The sequence below is a fragment of the Rothia sp. HMSC072E10 genome, assembly GCF_001813965.1.
GTDB classification, from domain to species: Bacteria; Actinomycetota; Actinomycetes; order Actinomycetales; family Micrococcaceae; genus Rothia; species Rothia mucilaginosa_A.
On the sequence record NZ_KV814491.1, the window covers coordinates 168670 to 185851 of the forward strand.

Sequence of the window (17182 nt, forward strand, 5' to 3'; positions counted from 1 at the left end):
TCTTATGAAAGGTGTTCAACGATGAAGTCCCTCACCCGCCGCACCGCCGCATCCGCCCCTCGCACCGGAACTAGCCCTCGTACCGGCACGCGCCGCCGCCTGCTCACCACGGGCGCCCTGCTGGCTATTGGCGTGCTCCCGCTGAGCGCATGCTCGCTCTTCAACCCGCCGTTGGAACGCGACGAAAGCGTCCACGCCATTTTCGACGCGGAGCAGGACATCGTGAAGATGCCCCTGGACGATTACTCCCACTACGAGGGGGGCACTCATTACGAATACACGGCCTTTAAGATTGCCATGAAGCAGTGCTACGCCGAACACGGGCAGAGCTACACCGACCCCGACCAAGCTCCCCAATCTGAAAGCGCGCCGAGTGGCAATCCGGGCCGAACGTACGGCCCCTGGAACGTCGAATACGCCAAGAAGTACGGATTCCAGAAGCGAGACCCCAACGCCAAAGCTCCCATCTCCGTCACCCCAGGGGCAAGCCTCAGCCCCGAGGAGAGGCTCATCATCGAATGTGAGGACAAGGCCCGCGAGACCCTGGACGCCGCGGTGCCTGAAGGCAAGAGGCCCGAGAACGACGTGCAGTCCACATACAGTCGTATCTCTACTGAGGCAATCAACGCCGTTTACGGTAGCAAACTGCACCGCGAACTCGAAGAGAAGTGGAAGCAGTGCGTCTCAAACCGGGGGCTCACCCCCATTAAGGCAGGGGCGGTAGCCGAGGAATCCCCGCTGGCTGAGCAGTGGAGCAAGAACGACGGTATCGACGAGCCCGCCTCCGAAGAAGAGATTCGCATCGCCACCATCCAGGCTGAATGTAACCAGCAGGTCGGCATGAGTCAGCAGCTCTACGACCTGGAGGCACAGTATCAGATGCCGCTCATCCGCAAATACCAGTCGCAGCTTGAGCAGGACCGCAAGGCAGAACGTGAGCGTGACGAGAAGTTCAAGCAGTACGTTCTGGATCACCAGTAAACCGGGGCACTAAAAGACAGCGCACCGAAAGACGGCGCTAAGAAATAGGCAGCGCAGAGAAATAGACAGCGCTGACACAGTTTAGAAAGACACCGCCATGACCACTCACACGAAAAACCAAAACAGCGGGCACCGCTTCAGCGAACGCATCGCCCGACCCCGCGTGCTCCTGCTGCTCGCAATCCTCGCCATTGGCTCGCTCATGCTGTCCTTCTACCTGGGCACCCGCTACGCCGCCACGGGCCCCGACCCGGCCGTGCAGGCGAAAACCGTGATTCCGGTCTGGGCGAAGGTTGAAGAACGAACCGTCAGCGAGGGCCTCGCCATTGCCGGAACCACCAAGGCCGGGGAGACCGCCCCGATTAGCGCGCGCACCAACGGTGAGCCGGTGCTCGTCTACCAGAACCAGAAGCCCGGTAACGTGCTCAAAGCCGGTGACTTCATCGGCATCATTGGCGCCGACCCCGTCTTCGTGCTGGAGGGGCCGCTGCCGCTGTACCGCGACCTCAACCTGGGCGATAACGGCGACGACGTGCTCGCCTTCCAGAAAGCATTGAACTCCGCCGGGTACGCCACCGCTCAGAGCGGCACCGTCACCGAAGACACCCTCGACGCCGTCACGCGCCTGCACCGCGCGCACCTGACCGGCGTGCCCAGCGAGGGGGTTACCACCATCGCCCGCAGTAACTACGCGATTCTGCCCGGCGGAAGCCACACCGTCACCGCGGTTGCGGCGGTCGGCCAGCTCATCAGCGACGGCAACCCCATCGCGAGTGTAGAAACCAGCGAACCCTACGTGGAATCCAGCGTTGAACTCGCCGTCGCGAACAAGCTCAAGGTCGGTGATCGCATTAGCCTGCGTACCTCCACCGGCAGCGTGGAGGGCACCATCACCAGCATTGGTGAGCTGCAGAACGACCCCTCCAAGGGTGCGGCAAAGAGCGTGCGATTCAGCGCCGACGACCCGAGCAAGCTCACTCCGGGGCAGAGCGCATCCATCACCAGTAAGGGCAACACCTCAACCACCCTCGCCGTGCCGACTACCGCGGTACGCCAGGACTCCCAGGGCACCTATGTGCTCGTTGAAAAGGGCGGAAGCTCCACCTCGACCAGCAAGGATGCGCCCGCCACCGAACGAGTCAACGTTGAGGTTCTGCGCACCGCCGGCGGATACGCCGCAATCAACGCGAACCTCAGCACGGGACAGAAGGTGCTTGTCTCATGAGCCGCCGTAAGATAACCCCAGACACAAGCCCAGGACGTGCGCCTACAGTTGCGCCCAACGTAGCGTCCGCAGCTACACCTGCCGCCGGGCTCGGTACCGCGCCCGCCATCGAAATGCACGGCATTACCCGTGTTTTCGAGGGGAGCGAACGAGCAGTCCTCGATCGTCTCGACCTGGTGGTCGAACGCGGCGAATTCCTCGCCATTATTGGTCCGTCGGGCTCCGGTAAATCCACCCTGCTCAACGCCATTGGCCTGCTCGACACTCCCACCAGCGGAACCTACAGCCTCTTCGGCAAAAACACGGAAGGACTCAGCGACAGAGAACGCGACGAAATGCGCCGAGACCACCTCGGCTTCATCTTCCAATCCTCAAACATGCTGCTGGACGAAACCAGCACCACTAACGCCTCCATGGGCCTGCGCGTGCAGGGCGTACCCTACGGCGAGCGCCTGCAACGCACCGAAGAAACCCTAGAATTTCTGGGGTTGAGCGACCGCGCCAGCATCCGTACCCGCTACCTTTCCGGTGGCGAGAAGCAGCGTTGCGCCATTGCCCGTGCCCTCGCCACGCGCCCGCCGCTGATTCTTGCCGACGAGCCGACCGGCAACCTGGACAGCCACAATAGCGCCAAGGTCATTGAGATTCTTCAGCGCATTAACGCGACCGGCTGTACCGTGCTGGTGATTACCCACGACCCGGAGGTTGCCGCCGCCGCCCGCCGCGTGATCCGCATTGAGGATGGGCGACTGCACGAGCAGAGCCGCACCGATTCTGCTACGGTGCCGGTCGCTGAGGTGCCGAGTACTGAGGTTGCACCGGTTGCAACGGACACCCCGGCGGAAACCACGATAGGTGCCCCGGTAGACGCCTCCGCCGGCCTCGCACTGGGGGAGAAGCCCGCTACGCATCGCCGTGGAAGCTTCCTCACCGACGACAGCATCGAGGCGATCTCTGCGCTCACCTCCCGACCGCTACGCACCCTGCTGCTGGGCCTGTCCTTTGCACTGGGCGTGGGCGGACTCATCAGCGCCTCCGGCATGAGCGAATCCGCCAGCTACCAGGTGAACCAGCGCCTGCTCGGATCCGAACAGTCCACGCTCTACATCAGCGACAGGGACAATGACCAGAACATGCTCGGAACCTACCGGCAGGGCGAATCCGCGCAGAATGTTGCCGACCGCATTAGCGCGCTGGACTACGTGAAGAACACCGGATTCGTCAGCAGCGTGGCACCCGCCGACGTGCGAATCACCCGGTTCAGCCCCTACGAGGACGAACCCAAAACGGCGATTGGCCTCAGCTCCACCTCGAAGACCAGGCTCGAGCAAATCGGTGCCCGCATGAACCCCGAAACCCTGCGTGCGCTCGAACAGATGAACTCGACCCTCACCCAGCAGAACGTTGCTGACCGTGAACGCTCCGAGCAGCTCTCCGGCGCTATCGTCTCGGTCTCCGCTGCCCGCGCCCTCGGCATTCTCCCCGAAGATAAGGCTGCAGATAACGCCACAACCGAGCCTAGACCCGGCGAGCTACCCGCCGTCGACTACGGCATTAAGCTCGGCGGACTGCCGCAGGTGGCACCCGGCGTGAGCATCTGGGTGGACGGTCAGCTGATGCCGGTCGTCGGTCTCTTCGACCCCGGCAATAGCGGCTACGAATTCAGGAACACGGTCATTGTCTCGCCGGGCACACTTCAGCGCACCGGACGCGGCCAGGTGACCTACATTGCCGAAACCGAACGGGGCTACGGCAAAGCGGTCGCCAAGGCAATTCCGCTGACCCTCAAGCCCGCTGAACCCAGCCAGATTAACGTGGAAACCCCCTCCGACCTGCAGAGCCTGCGCGCGTCTATCGCCTCGGACCTGGGCCTGTACGTGGGCGTGCTCTCCGGGATTCTGCTGGTGCTCGCCTCCCTCTCGGCGGCAACCGCCATGTACCTGTCCGTGCAATCGCGCACTGCCGAAATCGCGTTGCGCCGCGCCATCGGATCGAGTAAATGGCTGATTGCCCGCATCTTCCTCATGGAGGGCGTCATGCTCGGCGTGCTCGGCGGCTCCATCGGCGCCTGCTCCGGCATGATTGCGACGATTATTCTTTCGCTCGTGCAAGGCTGGCAGGCGGTCCTCTCCCCGGGATTCGTGGTGCTCGGCGTGGGCGTTGGCGCCCTTACCGGTCTGGTGTCTTCGGCATACCCGGCGTGGGTGGCATCCCGCAAGAGCCCCGCCGATGCGATGCGCGGATAGGAGTCCGCGTTAATGGGTGCGAGGCGCGGTTCGCCAGGAACCGCCGGTCCGCGCCGCGCGCTCGAGCGGGGGAGAGCGGGCAGGGCCCTCAAGTCCCCGGAGTATGACCTGCCAAATAGGTATTGGATAGCCCACCCCTTAAACTGATGGGAGGTAAAAACAGCAGAAGACTAAGGACAACACGTGAGTCGAACGCACACACCGCGTCATGCTGACAAACATCAGAACACTGAGGCACCAGAGGTGACCGAAGGAAAGCGCAATAACCGCGCTGACCGCCGTCCGCCGCTGGGACCCAACGCCCGCAAGAATCTGAGCACCTTCGGCATCATCACCGCCGTGCACACCCTGGCCACCGTGCTTTTCAGCGCGGCGCTCGCGGTCATCATTGCCCGCGCAGCCCACGCGGGGTTTGCCGCGGTCGCCGCCGAACACGCGCGCCTCAAGGAGACGAGCGCGCCGGACGTGTACCGCGCCTACGTTGAGTTCGCCGGCTCCGCCCAGGCACACCTGGAGGCGCACGGCGGCTGGTTGCTCGGACTCGGCGGCATCTTCGGTGACGGCGACGCCATCACCCCCGGCTTGCTCATCGTGGCGGTCCTGGCCCTCGCGGTGCGTTCGGGCGCGGACTACCTGCTGGCGGTGAGCGCGCAGCGTGCCGCCTCCGGAGCGAAGTCTCAGATTCGCCGTAGTCTGTTGCGCCGCGTGCTCGCCACCGGTGGCGCGGACACCCCCGAGGGTACCGGCGCGACCGCGGTGTTGCTTTCGCGCGGCCTGAACGCCCTGGACGACTACTACACCAAGACCCTGACCGCGTTTGTTTCCACCGCGGTGGTGCCGGTCCTGCTGTGGATTGTGGTCGCCTCCCTGGACATGATGAGCGCCCTCGTGTTGCTCTGCACCCTGCCGCTCATTCCCGTGTTCATGGTGCTGATCGGCAAGAACACCCGCACCGAAACCGCGGAGGCGCAGGCCGAGCTGCACCGCCTCTCGGACCACATCCTGGAGCTCGTACGCGGCCTGCCCGTCATCATCGGTCTGGGCCGTGAACGCGCGCAGACCCGCGCCATGAACTCCCTGGGCCAGCGCTACCGCGAGCGCACCATGCAGACCCTGCGCAGCGCCTTCATGTCTTCGCTGGCTCTCGAGCTGATTACCACCATCTCCGTGGCGCTGATTGCCGTGCTGATTGGTGTGCGCCTGGTCAACGGCACCCTGGGCCTGGACACCGCCATTCTCGTGCTGCTGCTCGCTCCCGAGTGCTACCAGCCGCTGCGCGATGTGGGCGCCGCCTTCCACCAGTCTGAGGACGGCGTGGCCGCCCTGCGTAGCGCCCAGAAGATTATCGATGCGCCCCTGCCCGAGGAGACCGTCGAGGACAACTCGGCTAATCCCGCAGCCATCGAGGTGCGCAACCTGGACGTGAACTACCCCGATCGCCCCGAGGTGCTGACCGACCTGTCGCTGAGCCTGCCTCGCCGCGTGGCTCAGGCGGCGGAGCCCGGTTCGGAACGCGGCACCGTCATCGGCATCATGGGTCCCTCCGGTTGCGGCAAGTCCACCCTGCTGAACGTGTTCTCCGGTGCCGTGCGTGAGGGGCTGGTGCCCACCGGCTCGCAGGAGCCGATGCGCGTCACCGGTAGCGTCACCGGCCTGGGCACGACCCTGATGATTCCGCAGTCGCCGGTCTTCACCGCACCCACCGTGCGCGCCGAAATGGCACTGTACGCCCTGAGCGCCGACGACTCCGAACGCGAGCGCGCCGCGGCCCTGGTGACCGGCGTGCTGGAGCGCGGCGAGTTCGCCGTGAGCCCCGCCGATAACGACCTGATGATGCGCCCGCTGGCGCAGCTGGGCCTTGAGAGCGTAAACGTGCTGGAACCGGGCGCCCTGAGCGCCGGTCAGGCGCGCCGCCTTGCCGTGGCACGTACTCTGGCGCGCGCCGAGGCTATCTACCGCGCCGGCGGCGAGCAGACCATGCTGACCGTCCTGGTGGACGAGCCCACCGCTCACTTGGATGCCTACTCGGCCTACCTGGTCACCCGTGCCCTGCACCGCCTGGCGGAGCTTGGCGCCACCGTGCTGATCGTGACCCACGAGGGTGAACTGGCCGCGCACTGCGACCACCTCGTGCGAGCCGTGCAGACCGCCCAGGGCTACACCTGGACCGCCGAGGCGAACACCGCCCGCGTTGCGGTTCCCGCGCAAGCCCCCGCACACCTGCTGGAGCTCAAGAGCGAGCACGAGGCCGAAAGCCGCGCCCTCGTGGAGGTCGCCCCCGCCGCGGACGAGAACCCCCAAGAGGAAAAGCCCGCAGGCCTGTTCGCCACCCTGCGCACCCTCAAGGAGCTGACCGGAATCGGTGCGCGCGCCTTCTCCGGCCCCGTGCTGATGGCGGCGACCACCTCCCTGATGGCCGCGGCGCTGACCGCGCTGTCCGGCTGGCTCATCGTGCGCGCGGGCGAGGGTCCCGCCATGATGTACCTGATGGTCGCCATCGTGGGCGTGCGATTCTTCGGCCTGGGCCGCGCGTGCGCCCGCTACGCCGAGCGTCTGATGACCCACTCGAAGGTGCTTGCCGCCGCGAATATTCTGCGTCTGCGCGCCTGGGTTGGCGCCTGGCAGAGCGTGAGCAGCGTGCGCGCCCTGCTGCGCGGCGACGCCCTGCTGGAGCGCCTCGTGGGCGGTATTGACGAGCTTCGCGACGGTATTCCGCGCGTGATTATTCCGCCGGCCGCGCACCTGCTGGTCATGATTGCCGCGCTGGTGACGACCGCGTGCATCCTGCCCCAGGCCCTGATTCCCGTGCTGGCGGCGGTGCTGGTGAGCACCTTTGTGGCCCCCTGGGCCGTGCTTCGTGCCGATGCCCGCGCGGAGGCTCTGGCCCGCCAGTCCACCGCACGCATGCTGCGCCTGGGCACCGGTATGCTCTCCGCCGCCGAGGACCTGCGCGCCAACGGCGTGGCGAACACCGCCGAACGCGCCAACAACGAGCTGGACGCGCAGAACCTTTCCGCCCTGCAGAAGGGCTCGACCGCCCAGGGCCTGGGCCGAACCCTCGTGGCGCTGAGCTGGTTTGGTGCCGCGCTGGCGAGCGCCGTGATTGCCTACCCGCTGGCCGTAAACGGCACCGTGGGCGCCCCCGAGTCAGCGATCGTGGTGCTACTGTGCACCGGCATGCTGGAGAGCTCCCTGGGCCATATCGAGGCGGTTCGCTCCTGGCCCGAGTTCGCCCGCCTGCTCGCCTCGATTGCCCCGAGTGTTCGCGACGTATCCCTGGAGGGTGTTGTCGCCACCTCGACCCTGAAGCGTTCCGTGCCCACCGAAGCCGAGGTGGACACCCACGTTCTGCCGCGTCGTGCCGAGCGTCTGCGTGCCCGTGCCGAGGCCGAGATGGAGGAGCTACTGGAGGCGGACCGCCAGCGTGCCCGCCGCTTCGCGCGCCCCGACTCTGCGGCTGAGTCCAAGGCTGATTCCCAGGCTGAATCTCCGCGCCCGCCCAAGCCCGGCGAGCCCAAGCTGGTCGGATGCGGCACCCCGCAGCAGCTCGGCGTGAAGGTCGCCGGCGCGGCCCCCGCCCTGGCTATGCAGGACGGTTCCGCCCGCTGGCCCGGCATGGACCACCCGGTCTTCGCACACCTGAACCTGATGGCTCGCGAGGGCTCCTGGACTGCGGTGACCGGCCCCTCCGGATCCGGCAAGTCCACCGTGCTGGCTACCCTGCTGGGCTTCCTGCCCCTGGAGTCCGGCCGCGTGCTGGCCGCCGGCGAGGTGCTGGATCCCGAAGAGCTGCGCGGTTACGCGGCGTGGTGCCCGCAGGCGGCGCATATCTTCGAGTCGACCCTCGAGGGTAACCTGCTGCTGGCCCGCGACCGTTCGGATCGACCGAGCGAGGAGGATCTCATCGAGGTTCTGCGCCGCGTGGGTCTGGGCGAGTGGTTTGACGCCCTGCCGAAGGGCCTGCGCACCCCCGTGGGTGCCGGCGGTTCCTTCCTGTCGGGCGGTCAGCGTCAGCGCCTGGCGGTGGCTCGCGCCCTGCTGGTGAACTCGCCGGTTCTACTGCTGGATGAGCCGACCGCGCACCTGGACGCCGAGTCTGCCCGCGCGCTCATGGCCGACCTGGATGCGGCAACCCGCGCCAGCTCGGTGGCCACGGTCCTGGTGTCGCACCGTCCCGAGGACGTCGCCCACTGCGACGAGGTGGTTCGCCTCTAAACGCGGCTGAGGGCATGCACCACGTGCGAATTGCACATGAAGAAAGGCCCCGGTACATCAGTGCCGGGGCCTTTCTGAGTGTTTATATCTCCGCGCGGATAGGTTCGGGTGAGGGGGGGGGAGAGGAGGGAGCTAGACCCAGCCGAGTATCTGCGCGCTCAACCGCAGTAGCATGAGGGTCATAACGATAACGAGCACGCGGCGAATGAATCGTTCGCCCAGGTGAATTGCGGTGCGGGCACCAACCCAGCTTCCCGCCATGTTGGCGCATCCCATGGCGATTCCGAGGAGCCAGTGAATTGAGCCCAGCGGAATGAAGTAGAGGAGCGCGCCGAGGTTGGTGGCGGTGTTGAGAACCTTGGCGGCGGCGGTCGCGTGGAGCATATCGTAGCCCATGGCTACCTGCAGGGCGACGAGCATCATCGCGCCGGTGCCAGCCCCGAGGATGCCGTCGTAGCCGCCCAGAATCAGACCCAGCGCAAAGCCGCGCACTAGGAACGATGAGGTTGTGAGCGCGCGAGACTGCCCGCGAGGTATGCGCGGTTGTAGCACCGAGAAGACGAGGATAGCGGCTAGAACCACCACAATGGCGGGGCGGAAAATATGTGCCGGCAGGATTGTGGCGCAGTAGGCGCCGGCGGCGGAGGCGCAGAACGCCACGAACGCTACGGGGAGTAGGATTTTCCACGGGATTTTGAGTGAGCGAATATAGGTTGAGGCACTCGTCAAAGTGCCCATGGAACTGGCAACTTTATTGGTGCTCAGGGCGGCGACGGGTGAGAATCCGGGTGCCATGAGCAGTGCGGGGAGCTGGATCATGCCGCCTCCGCCCACGACAGAGTCGATGCATCCCGCGCAGAAGGCGGCGAGCAGGAGCACGATAAATAACTCTGGTGTGACGGACACTAAATCAAGCACGACAAATCCTCTAGGAATAATGCGTCAATAAATGTGTGCTGTGTTACTTAAGGTACACCACATAAAAGCCGGGGGTGAAGACACACACAACGTGTCTTCACCCCCGGCTTTGTTAGCAACATGAGGTCGAAAGGCCGTGAACGGCGCGCCTAGAAGAGCTTTTCACCCTCCGGGCTGACCGCCAACGCCGCGGAAACCGCCGCGTAGTTCGGACCAACCACACCGATGCTCTGGGTGAGCATCACGCCGGAGCCGTCGCGGGCACCGTGCTCGGTCGGCAGGGAACGAGCCACGCCGCCGGAGGATGCCGCCTTCGCCGGGCCCACGCCCACCCACGCCAGAGCCAGCTGGCTCTCACCGGTGAGGAATCGGTGCGCACGCACACCGCCGGTCGCGCGGCCCTTCTGCGGGTACTCGCTCAGAGCGGTGACCTTGGCGCTCGCCAGGCCGTCCTTGCCGTTGGTGACGGTCACGACCTCCGCCGCGTCGCCGGGCGCGGTCACACCCAGGGCGATGACGCGGTCGCCCTCGGTGAGCTTGATGCCTGCGATGCCGCCTCCGGTGCGTCCCTGCGGACGAACCTTGGCGGCGTCGAAGGTCAGCAGTTTTGCGTCGCGGGTGACGAAGGTGAGTACCGCATCGTCGGCGGGGCAGGGGGCGGCGGCCACGATTTCGTCGCCGTCCTTGAGCTTCATGATGTCCCACTCGGTCTGATTCAGCGGGTAGTCGGGGTTCACGCGCTTAATCACGCCGCCGGCGGTTGCCATCGCCAGCACGGTGTTCAGCGGTACGAGGGCGACCAGCTTCTCACCCTTGGCGTGCTGAACCAGCTCGGTTGCCTTCGCCGCCGACGCCATGGAGGGGGTGCCGCCGTTCTCGTCCAGCACCGTAATGTCCATGACGGACAGACGCACCATGCGTCCTGCGGAGGTGACGGCACCAATCTCGCCGCGCGCGGTGGTCGGCACAATCGAGGTGAACACGTCGTGCTTGAAGCGCTTGCCGGGGTCCACGAGGGCCTCGCGGATGGGCTTGCCGGGGGTGCGTCCCATCACGCCGGTGGCGGAGAGCAGTACCCAGCAGGGATCGTCCGCGATTTCGAGGGCGAGGCCCAGGTTCTTCTTCGCCTTGGACTGCGCGGTGACCGCCTCGATGGCGACCTGCATGTCGTCCTTGGTCTTGAGCTGGGTGCGGCGGTCGGTGCCGTAGCGTTCGGCAACTTCGGCGAGCTCGTCAGAAACCAGCTCGCGCAGGGCCGCATCAGAGCCGAGGATGCGCTGCAGCTCCGCGATTTCCTGCTGCAGGGTATCGCGTTCTGCTTCCAACTCCAGGCGGGAGTACTTGGTGAGCTGACGCAGGCGCAGCTCCAGAATGTGGTTCGCCTGCGTGTCGGTCAGATCGAAGACGACCTTCAGCTTTTCGCGTGCCTGAGCGGTCTCGTCAGACTCACGGATGATCTGGATGACCTCGTCAATGTCGAGGATCGCCACGAGCAGGCCCTCGACCAGGTGCAGGCGGTCGGTGCGCTTGCCCAGGCGGAACTCGGTGCGGCGGCGGACCACGTTCAGGCGGTGGTCAATGTACACGCGCATCAGGTCGAGCAGGCCGAGGGTCTGCGGCTGACCGTCCACGAGCGCCACGTTGTTGATGCCGAAGGAGTCCTCGAGCGGGGTGTGCTTGTAGAGGGCGGCGAGCACGGCCTCGGGGTTGAAGCCGTTCTTGATCTCGATGATGAGGCGCAGGCCGTGGGTGCGGTCGGTCAGGTCGACCACGTCCGAGATGCCGGTGAGCTTCTTGGAGTTGACGCCGTCCTTGATCTTTTCGATGACCTTTTCGGGGCCGACCATGTACGGCAGCTCGGTGACGACGATGCCCTGCTTGCGGGGGCTGACCTGCTCGATGGAGACCTTCGCGCGGGTCTTGAAGGTGCCTCGGCCGGTTTCGTAGGCGTCACGGATTCCGCTCAGGCCCACGATGGTGCCGCCGGTAGGCAGATCGGGGCCGGGGATGAACTTCATGATGTCTTTGAGGCTTGCCTCGGGGTGCGCGATGAGGTGGCGGGTACCGGCGATGACCTCGCGCAGGTTGTGCGGCGCCATGTTGGTGGCCATGCCGACCGCGATGCCTGTGGTGCCGTTGACGAGCAGGTTCGGGAACGCGGCGGGTAGCACGGCGGGCTGCATGAACTGGTTGTCGTAGTTGGGCACGAAGTCGACGACATCTTCGTCGAGGTCGGCGGTCAGCGCCTGCGCGGCGGGCGCCATGCGCGCCTCGGTGTATCGGGCGGCCGCGGGACCGTCGTCGAGGGAGCCGAAGTTACCGTGACCGTCCACGAGGGGCAGACGCAGCGCGAAGGGCTGAGCGAGGCGCACCATCGCGTCGTAGATGGCGGCGTCGCCGTGCGGGTGGAGCTTACCCATGACCTCACCGGTCACGCGGGCGCTCTTGACGTGGCCCTTATCGGGGCGCAGGCCCATCTGCTGCATCATGTAGAGGATGCGGCGCTGCACGGGCTTGAGGCCGTCGCGGGCGTCGGGGAGGGCGCGCGAATAAATCACCGAGTAGGAGTACTCCAGGAAGCTGGATTCCATCTCGGCGGATACGTCGATGTCGACGATATTCTCTACCACATCCACCGGGTAGTCACTGGCGGTGGATTTGGATCGGCGAGCCATATATCTCCTCGTGTCGGTGTGTTTTTCGTACTTCTATTCTAGCGGGTGCACGCGGGTGAACCGGGCCGACCGGTCAGCGTCACGCGCGAAGATACACGGAGACGCGCGGGGATACCCGGGCGTGCGTCTGGGCGGCCGGGAGATGGTGCGTCGCCCCGGCGGGGGAACGGGCCTCGCCCGGCGTCTCGTCATATGCGCACCTGTACGCGTGGTTAAGTAGCACAGCCCGGCTGGAACCCTCTAAGGTAGAAGGTAGTAATGCCTAACCGCCGAAACGCGCGCGCCCCGCAGAGCCGCCGTGCGCGCCGGCAGACACCGCACGAAAGAGGTCCGATGAACACCCCCACCCCCGAACGCGAGCAGCTGGTCGCAGACATCAAGCACGCCGGCTTCTACCCCGACCTGGTGCTGGAAGTGGTGGACGAGGCCCTGGCCGATATGAACCCCGACGCCCACTTTGTGCAGCACGAAACCCATTTCTCGCGCGATGATTTCCACCGCCACATCACCGTGATGGTCCTGTGCGGCGACTTCATCGTGTTTGCACACCTGGACGACCAGCACCTCGAGGGCGATGCGCAGGGCACCGTGGCGCACGTGAGCGTGGAGGCCGTGCACCTGAGCGACCTGAACGCGGTCACCATGAGCTACGGCTTCAGCCAGCCGCAGGCCTACAACGCCGGCAACACCGCCCCGACCGAAATTTCCTTCCAGATTGCCTGGACCGGCTCCCTGCACCTGGAGCTCGCCCCGGCCGGCTGCCAGGATCCGCAGTGCAACGCCGACCACGGCTACACCGGTGACGCCCGCCGCGAGGATATCGCGGTGCGCGTTTCCGCAACCGCTGACGGCCCCGAGTCGGTGTACCGCGCCCAGCACTTTGCGCGCGCCCTGCACCGCGCCCGCATGCGCGCCGCCCGCCGCTAAGCAGTCATCCGCCGCTAAGCAGTCATCCGCCGAGAGGAACCACCATGACGGCCCCGTCCCGCACCGAACAGCCCGCCCTGCACGATATCTTGGGTGCGCCGCTGCCTCCCGCGCCGGCCTACGGTCGCAATAGCATCGCCGATGTGCTGGAGTCCGCCTCATCCCTCGTGGCTCAGCGAAGCCTGGCGCGCCCGGTCCACGCCCTGGACGCCGACCCGGCCTTCCACTCCTCCGCCGACCCTCTGAACCTGGCTACCCGCCTGACCGAGCAGGATGTTGACCCGGACTCCTTCCGCCACGCCTGCGTGATTATGGTGGACGGCCTGGGCGAGGAGCTGCTCAACCGATACGCCGGCTACGCACCCGCCCTGCGCAAGAGCCTGAGCCTGGGCCCGCTGGACGCCGCGTTCCCCACCACGACCGCCGCCTCCCTGACCTCGCTGGGTACCGGCACGGCACCCGGTGCGCACGGCATTGCCGGCTACGAGGTGCGCAACCCGGCGGGCAACGGGGGAGCGGGCTCGGTCATGAACCACCTTTCCGGCTGGGATCAGTCGGTGGACCCGCACGCCTGGCAGCCGCTGCCGACCGTGCTGGAACGCCACCACACGAACCGCCGCGTGCTCACCATTTCGTTGGGTAAGTACCGCGGTACCGGTCTGACGGAGGCGGCGCTGCGCGGCGGCGACTTCGTGGACGCCGTCGGCTACAACGCCCGCGTCACCTACGCCCTGGAGGCGCTGTCCAGTCGCACCCCGACCACCGTGTACCTGTACTGGGGTGAGATTGACGCGGCGGGTCACCGCTACGGCGTGGGCAGTGACGAATGGCTGCAACAGCTTGAGGAGCTGAACTCGGCGCTGAAGCGTCTGGCGGAGCGCGCCCCGGCGTGGGCGGCACTCTTCGTGACCGCCGATCACGGCATGGTGAACGTGCCCGAGCATCAGCGCATCGACTACTCCGGCGTTGAGGAGCTGACCCGCAATATCGCAATGACCGCGGGTGAACCGCGCGCCGTGCACCTGTACCTGGAGGACACTTCGGAGGCGGCACGCACCGCCACCGCTCGGCGTTGGGCGCAGTACTGGGGTGAGCGCGCCTGGGTGATTGATTCTCGCGAGCTGATGCGTGCCGGCTACTTCGGCCCGATCGTGACCGATGCCGCGCGCTCGCGCATCGGCGACCTGATGGTGTGCGCTCGCGATGACTGGGCGCTCTACGATATGCGCCACTACCAGGAGCGGGCCCTGCACATGGTGGGCCAGCACGGCTCGCTCACCGACGCCGAGCGCCTGGTACCGCTGCGCATGCTCAAGACCTTCTAAGACTCGGAAGAGCCCCGCTCAGCGGATACAGGCTGAGAAGATAGAAAAAGCCGCCGGTTATTCACACGAATAACCGGCGGCTTTCTGCTGTCTTGGTGCCTTTGCCTAGAAGCCTTTATCGGGCGGCGCGAGGGCGGTCGCTTACTTGCGGCCGCCGAAGATGATGTCGTCCCAGGCGGGAACGCTCACGCGCTGCTTCTTCGAGGAAGACTTGGGCTTCTCGGCCGCGGAGGCCTTGGTGGATTCCTCGGCCGCACCCGCAGCTTCTGCGGGCTCATCCTGCGCCGCGGGAGCCTCGGCAGTCTCGGCTGCCTCGGTATCGGGGGAGTGCTTGCCGTACTCCTCCGGTGCCGGATGCGCCGCGGGGGTGTGCGCGGAGGGCGCACCGGTCAGCGGGCCTCGATCGGCGGTTGCGGGCTGTGCGGGCTGTGCGGGCTGTTCCTCGTTCGCGTGGGTGGTCGCCTCAGCCTTGGGGGCCTCAGCAGGAGCCTCTGCGGGAGCCTCAGCAGGAGCCTCTGCGGGAGCCTCAGCCTGCGGAGCCTCCGCGGACTCGCGATGCACGAACACCTCGGGCTCCTCAACCTGGGCGGGACGCACCGAGCGGGCACGCTCCAGGAGCTCCTTGAGCTTACGCTCGTCAGCACTCTCGGAAGAAGCCAGGGGAGCCGGTGCGGGCTCCGGAGCCTTCGGCAGGCGGGCCTGCGGAACCTCCACGGGGGCCTTCTTCGCGGCGGCGGCAACAGCGTCCTCGCTATTGCCCATCAGGAAGTACGCGGCCTCGTTCGAGGCGTACAGGCCCTGGTTCGCGGGGTTGTACACCCAGCGGGCGGGGAACATCACCTGAGAGGGCAGGTTCTGACGCACCGAATCCTTCAGCGCAATATCCACCTCAACGCGCCACTGGCCGTTCTCCTGCTGGCGGGTCGTCCAATCCTGGGTGGCCTCCTCAAAACCGTAACGCTCCGAAACCTCTTCAATGCGGGCGCTGAGCGTCACCGGAATCTGCGCGCTACCCGAAGCCGAATCGCGGCGACCAATCTTCACGCTCTGAGCGGCGCGAATAATGTGGGCACGCTCGGCCACGATCGGCCACTCGTAGCGGCGCACGCGCTCCGGCTCCCAGCCGGACTCCTCCGCAATCTCCTCAACGGAGGCACCCTGACGGAAACGGGTCTGAATATCGCGCGGGCCGTAGGTACCCTTAGCGCCCAGGCCGCGGGCGGGCTGAATACGGCGAGCCTTGGTGATGCTCGTGCGCAGGTTAGCGTCAATGGGCAGCAAGAAGCGGGTGCCGTCGGCAGACTCAAGCACCAGATTTTCGCCGTCATCGTGCACGCCAATCAGACGTAGCTCAAGCATGAGAACCTCCATAGGTGAACCGGGCGCCTTCCGTGAAATGTGGTGCACGGAACGCAAACTACCTTCCAGGGTACCGTGAAAGCGCGCAAAATCAGTAGCTCGGGGGCTTGTTTGGGCCAAAAAATATGTCCCGCGCCATCTTTATTGCACAGAATATGACGCCGTATATGCTCAAAGCTCACGCTGGATTAGACAAAAGGGTGTTCAATGGTGAACAATACCTGGCATGTCGTCACGGGCGTAGCGGCGGCATGGAGAATTTTAAAACCAGAGTGGCGCGGCTAACGCGGCCACAGATTCAATAGATTCAACGGAGCGTGAAAGTTTGGCAACTGATTACGATGCACCTCGCAAGCAGGACGAAGAGCAGAGCGAAGAGTCCTACGAGGAGCTCAACGCGCGCCGTTCCGACATGCAGTCCGGCGCGGTAGATGAGGACGAGAACAGCGCCGCCGAGAGCTTCGAGCTTCCCGGCGCCGACCTCTCCAACGAGGAGCTGAACGTCGTGGTTCTGCCCGCTCAGGACGACGAGTTCACCTGCGCATCCTGCTTCCTGGTTCGCCACCGCTCGCAGATTGCACGCGAGGACGGCGGCCTGTACTACTGCGTCGAATGCGAAGGCTAATATTCCAAGGATGGGTAACCCCCACCCGATAGACATCTGAACGGGGCGAGTGCCACACGGCACCGCCCCGTTGAGTATGCCTCCGCACCCGCCGCGCGGAGCCTGGCACACACACCCCGAAAGGACCGACCCCGATGAACCCCATCAACGTTCACATTAAGCTGCTCGATCCCGAGCTGCCCGCCCCCTCCTACGCCAAGCCCGGTGACGCCGGCGCCGATCTGCGCTCGCGCATCGAATTCGAGCTGGAGCCGGGCGAGCGTGCGCTCGTGCCCACCGGCGTGGCCATCGCCCTGCCCGAGGGCTACGTGGGTCTGGTGCATCCGCGCTCGGGTCTGGCCACCAAGCACGGTATTACCATTGTTAATGCGCCCGGAACCGTTGACTCCGGCTACCGCGGTGAGCTGATGGTCACCCTGCTCAACACCGATAAGACGAAGACTTTCCACGTGAGCCGCGGCGATCGCATCGCTCAGCTGGTGATTCAGAAGTACGAGCACGCGACCTTCACCATCGTGGAGGAACTGGACGAGACGGAGCGTGGCTCCAGCGGCTTCGGCTCCAGCGGAGTTCACTAGGACGGGCTCGCACGGTCCGCCGCGCTGCGGCTCGCGCGTAGAAACGTACCTCCCCTCAACGGATTCTGACGGATTCCCCGGGTGGAGGGAACACAACCCGCACCCGGG

At 65.7% G+C, this 17182-nt stretch carries 11 protein-coding genes; 8 read left to right on the forward strand and 3 right to left on the reverse strand.

All coding sequences use genetic code 11. The annotated features are described in order from the left end of the window. The first annotated feature begins 21 nt into the window (after positions 1-21). The 4 genes from HMPREF2944_RS06135 to HMPREF2944_RS06150 all read left to right on the forward strand — a co-directional run bounded on the left by HMPREF2944_RS06135 (position 22) and on the right by HMPREF2944_RS06150 (position 8667). A complete protein-coding gene (locus HMPREF2944_RS06135) occupies positions 22-981 on the forward strand; it encodes a multidrug transporter (protein ID WP_083313085.1) in 960 nt (319 codons plus the stop codon). A gap of 97 nt (positions 982-1078) precedes the next feature. Then, on the forward strand, positions 1079-2206 hold the full coding sequence (locus HMPREF2944_RS06140) for an efflux RND transporter periplasmic adaptor subunit (protein ID WP_070681537.1): 1128 nt from the start codon (positions 1079-1081) through the stop codon (positions 2204-2206). Continuing rightward, positions 2203-4452 (forward strand): ABC transporter ATP-binding protein/permease, encoded by a 2250-nt coding sequence (locus HMPREF2944_RS06145; RefSeq protein WP_070681540.1) that lies wholly within the window; start codon positions 2203-2205, stop codon positions 4450-4452. Before HMPREF2944_RS06140 ends, HMPREF2944_RS06145 begins: the two co-directional genes overlap by 4 nt. A 243-nt stretch (positions 4453-4695) precedes the next feature. Continuing rightward, on the forward strand, positions 4696-8667 hold the full coding sequence (locus HMPREF2944_RS06150; RefSeq protein ID WP_246826274.1) for a thiol reductant ABC exporter subunit CydD/CydC: 3972 nt from the start codon (positions 4696-4698) through the stop codon (positions 8665-8667). A 132-nt stretch (positions 8668-8799) separates the two neighbouring features. On the opposite strand, the gene HMPREF2944_RS06155 is transcribed toward HMPREF2944_RS06150, so the two are convergent. Both HMPREF2944_RS06155 and HMPREF2944_RS06160 read right to left on the reverse strand, forming a co-directional pair. Beyond that, positions 8800-9585 carry a sulfite exporter TauE/SafE family protein gene (locus HMPREF2944_RS06155; RefSeq protein ID WP_070681546.1) on the reverse strand — a complete coding sequence of 262 codons (786 nt, stop codon included), beginning with the start codon at positions 9583-9585 and terminating at the stop codon, positions 8800-8802. A gap of 149 nt (positions 9586-9734) precedes the next feature. Further along, positions 9735-12260 carry a DNA gyrase/topoisomerase IV subunit A gene (locus tag HMPREF2944_RS06160; protein WP_070681549.1) on the reverse strand — a complete coding sequence of 842 codons (2526 nt, stop codon included), beginning with the start codon at positions 12258-12260 and terminating at the stop codon, positions 9735-9737. Positions 12261-12593: 333 nt separating this feature from the next. On the opposite strand from HMPREF2944_RS06160, the gene HMPREF2944_RS06165 reads away from it, so the two are divergent. Together HMPREF2944_RS06165 and HMPREF2944_RS06170 are read left to right on the forward strand one after the other, a co-directional pair. After that, positions 12594-13187, forward strand: a complete 594-nt coding sequence (locus HMPREF2944_RS06165; RefSeq protein WP_049333602.1) for a DUF5998 family protein — start codon at positions 12594-12596, stop codon at positions 13185-13187. Between the two features lie 44 nt (positions 13188-13231). Next, a complete protein-coding gene (locus tag HMPREF2944_RS06170) occupies positions 13232-14512 on the forward strand; it encodes an alkaline phosphatase family protein (protein WP_070681552.1) in 1281 nt (426 codons plus the stop codon). Between the two features lie 141 nt (positions 14513-14653). Here the strand turns inward: HMPREF2944_RS06170 and sepH are convergent, their stop codons facing one another. Continuing rightward, entirely contained in the window at positions 14654-15871 is a 1218-nt protein-coding gene (gene sepH, locus HMPREF2944_RS06175; RefSeq protein ID WP_210398458.1) for a septation protein SepH, read from the reverse strand. 325 nt (positions 15872-16196) lie between these two features. Between sepH and HMPREF2944_RS06180 the strand changes: the two genes are divergently transcribed. Together HMPREF2944_RS06180 and dut are read left to right on the forward strand one after the other, a co-directional pair. After that, positions 16197-16496, forward strand: coding sequence for a DUF4193 domain-containing protein (locus tag HMPREF2944_RS06180; RefSeq protein WP_049333595.1), 300 nt, complete (start codon positions 16197-16199; stop codon positions 16494-16496). Between the two features lie 134 nt (positions 16497-16630). Next, entirely contained in the window at positions 16631-17074 is a 444-nt protein-coding gene (gene dut / locus HMPREF2944_RS06185; protein ID WP_070681558.1) for a dUTP diphosphatase, read from the forward strand. Positions 17075-17182 lie beyond the last annotated feature (108 nt).

Excerpts from the sequence above, each read along its gene's own strand:
- HMPREF2944_RS06160 (WP_070681549.1), bottom strand. The coding sequence starts at position 12,260 with ATGGCTCGCCGATCCAAATCCACCGCCAGTGACTACCCGGTGGATGTG.
- sepH (WP_210398458.1), bottom strand. The coding sequence starts at position 15,871 with ATGCTTGAGCTACGTCTGATTGGCGTGCACGATGACGGCGAAAATCTG.
- HMPREF2944_RS06135 (WP_083313085.1), top strand. The coding sequence starts at position 22 with ATGAAGTCCCTCACCCGCCGCACCGCCGCATCCGCCCCTCGCACCGGA.
- dut (WP_070681558.1), top strand. The coding sequence starts at position 16,631 with ATGAACCCCATCAACGTTCACATTAAGCTGCTCGATCCCGAGCTGCCC.
- HMPREF2944_RS06165 (WP_049333602.1), top strand. The coding sequence starts at position 12,594 with ATGAACACCCCCACCCCCGAACGCGAGCAGCTGGTCGCAGACATCAAG.
- HMPREF2944_RS06140 (WP_070681537.1), top strand. The coding sequence starts at position 1,079 with ATGACCACTCACACGAAAAACCAAAACAGCGGGCACCGCTTCAGCGAA.
- HMPREF2944_RS06145 (WP_070681540.1), top strand. The coding sequence starts at position 2,203 with ATGAGCCGCCGTAAGATAACCCCAGACACAAGCCCAGGACGTGCGCCT.
- HMPREF2944_RS06170 (WP_070681552.1), top strand. The coding sequence starts at position 13,232 with ATGACGGCCCCGTCCCGCACCGAACAGCCCGCCCTGCACGATATCTTG.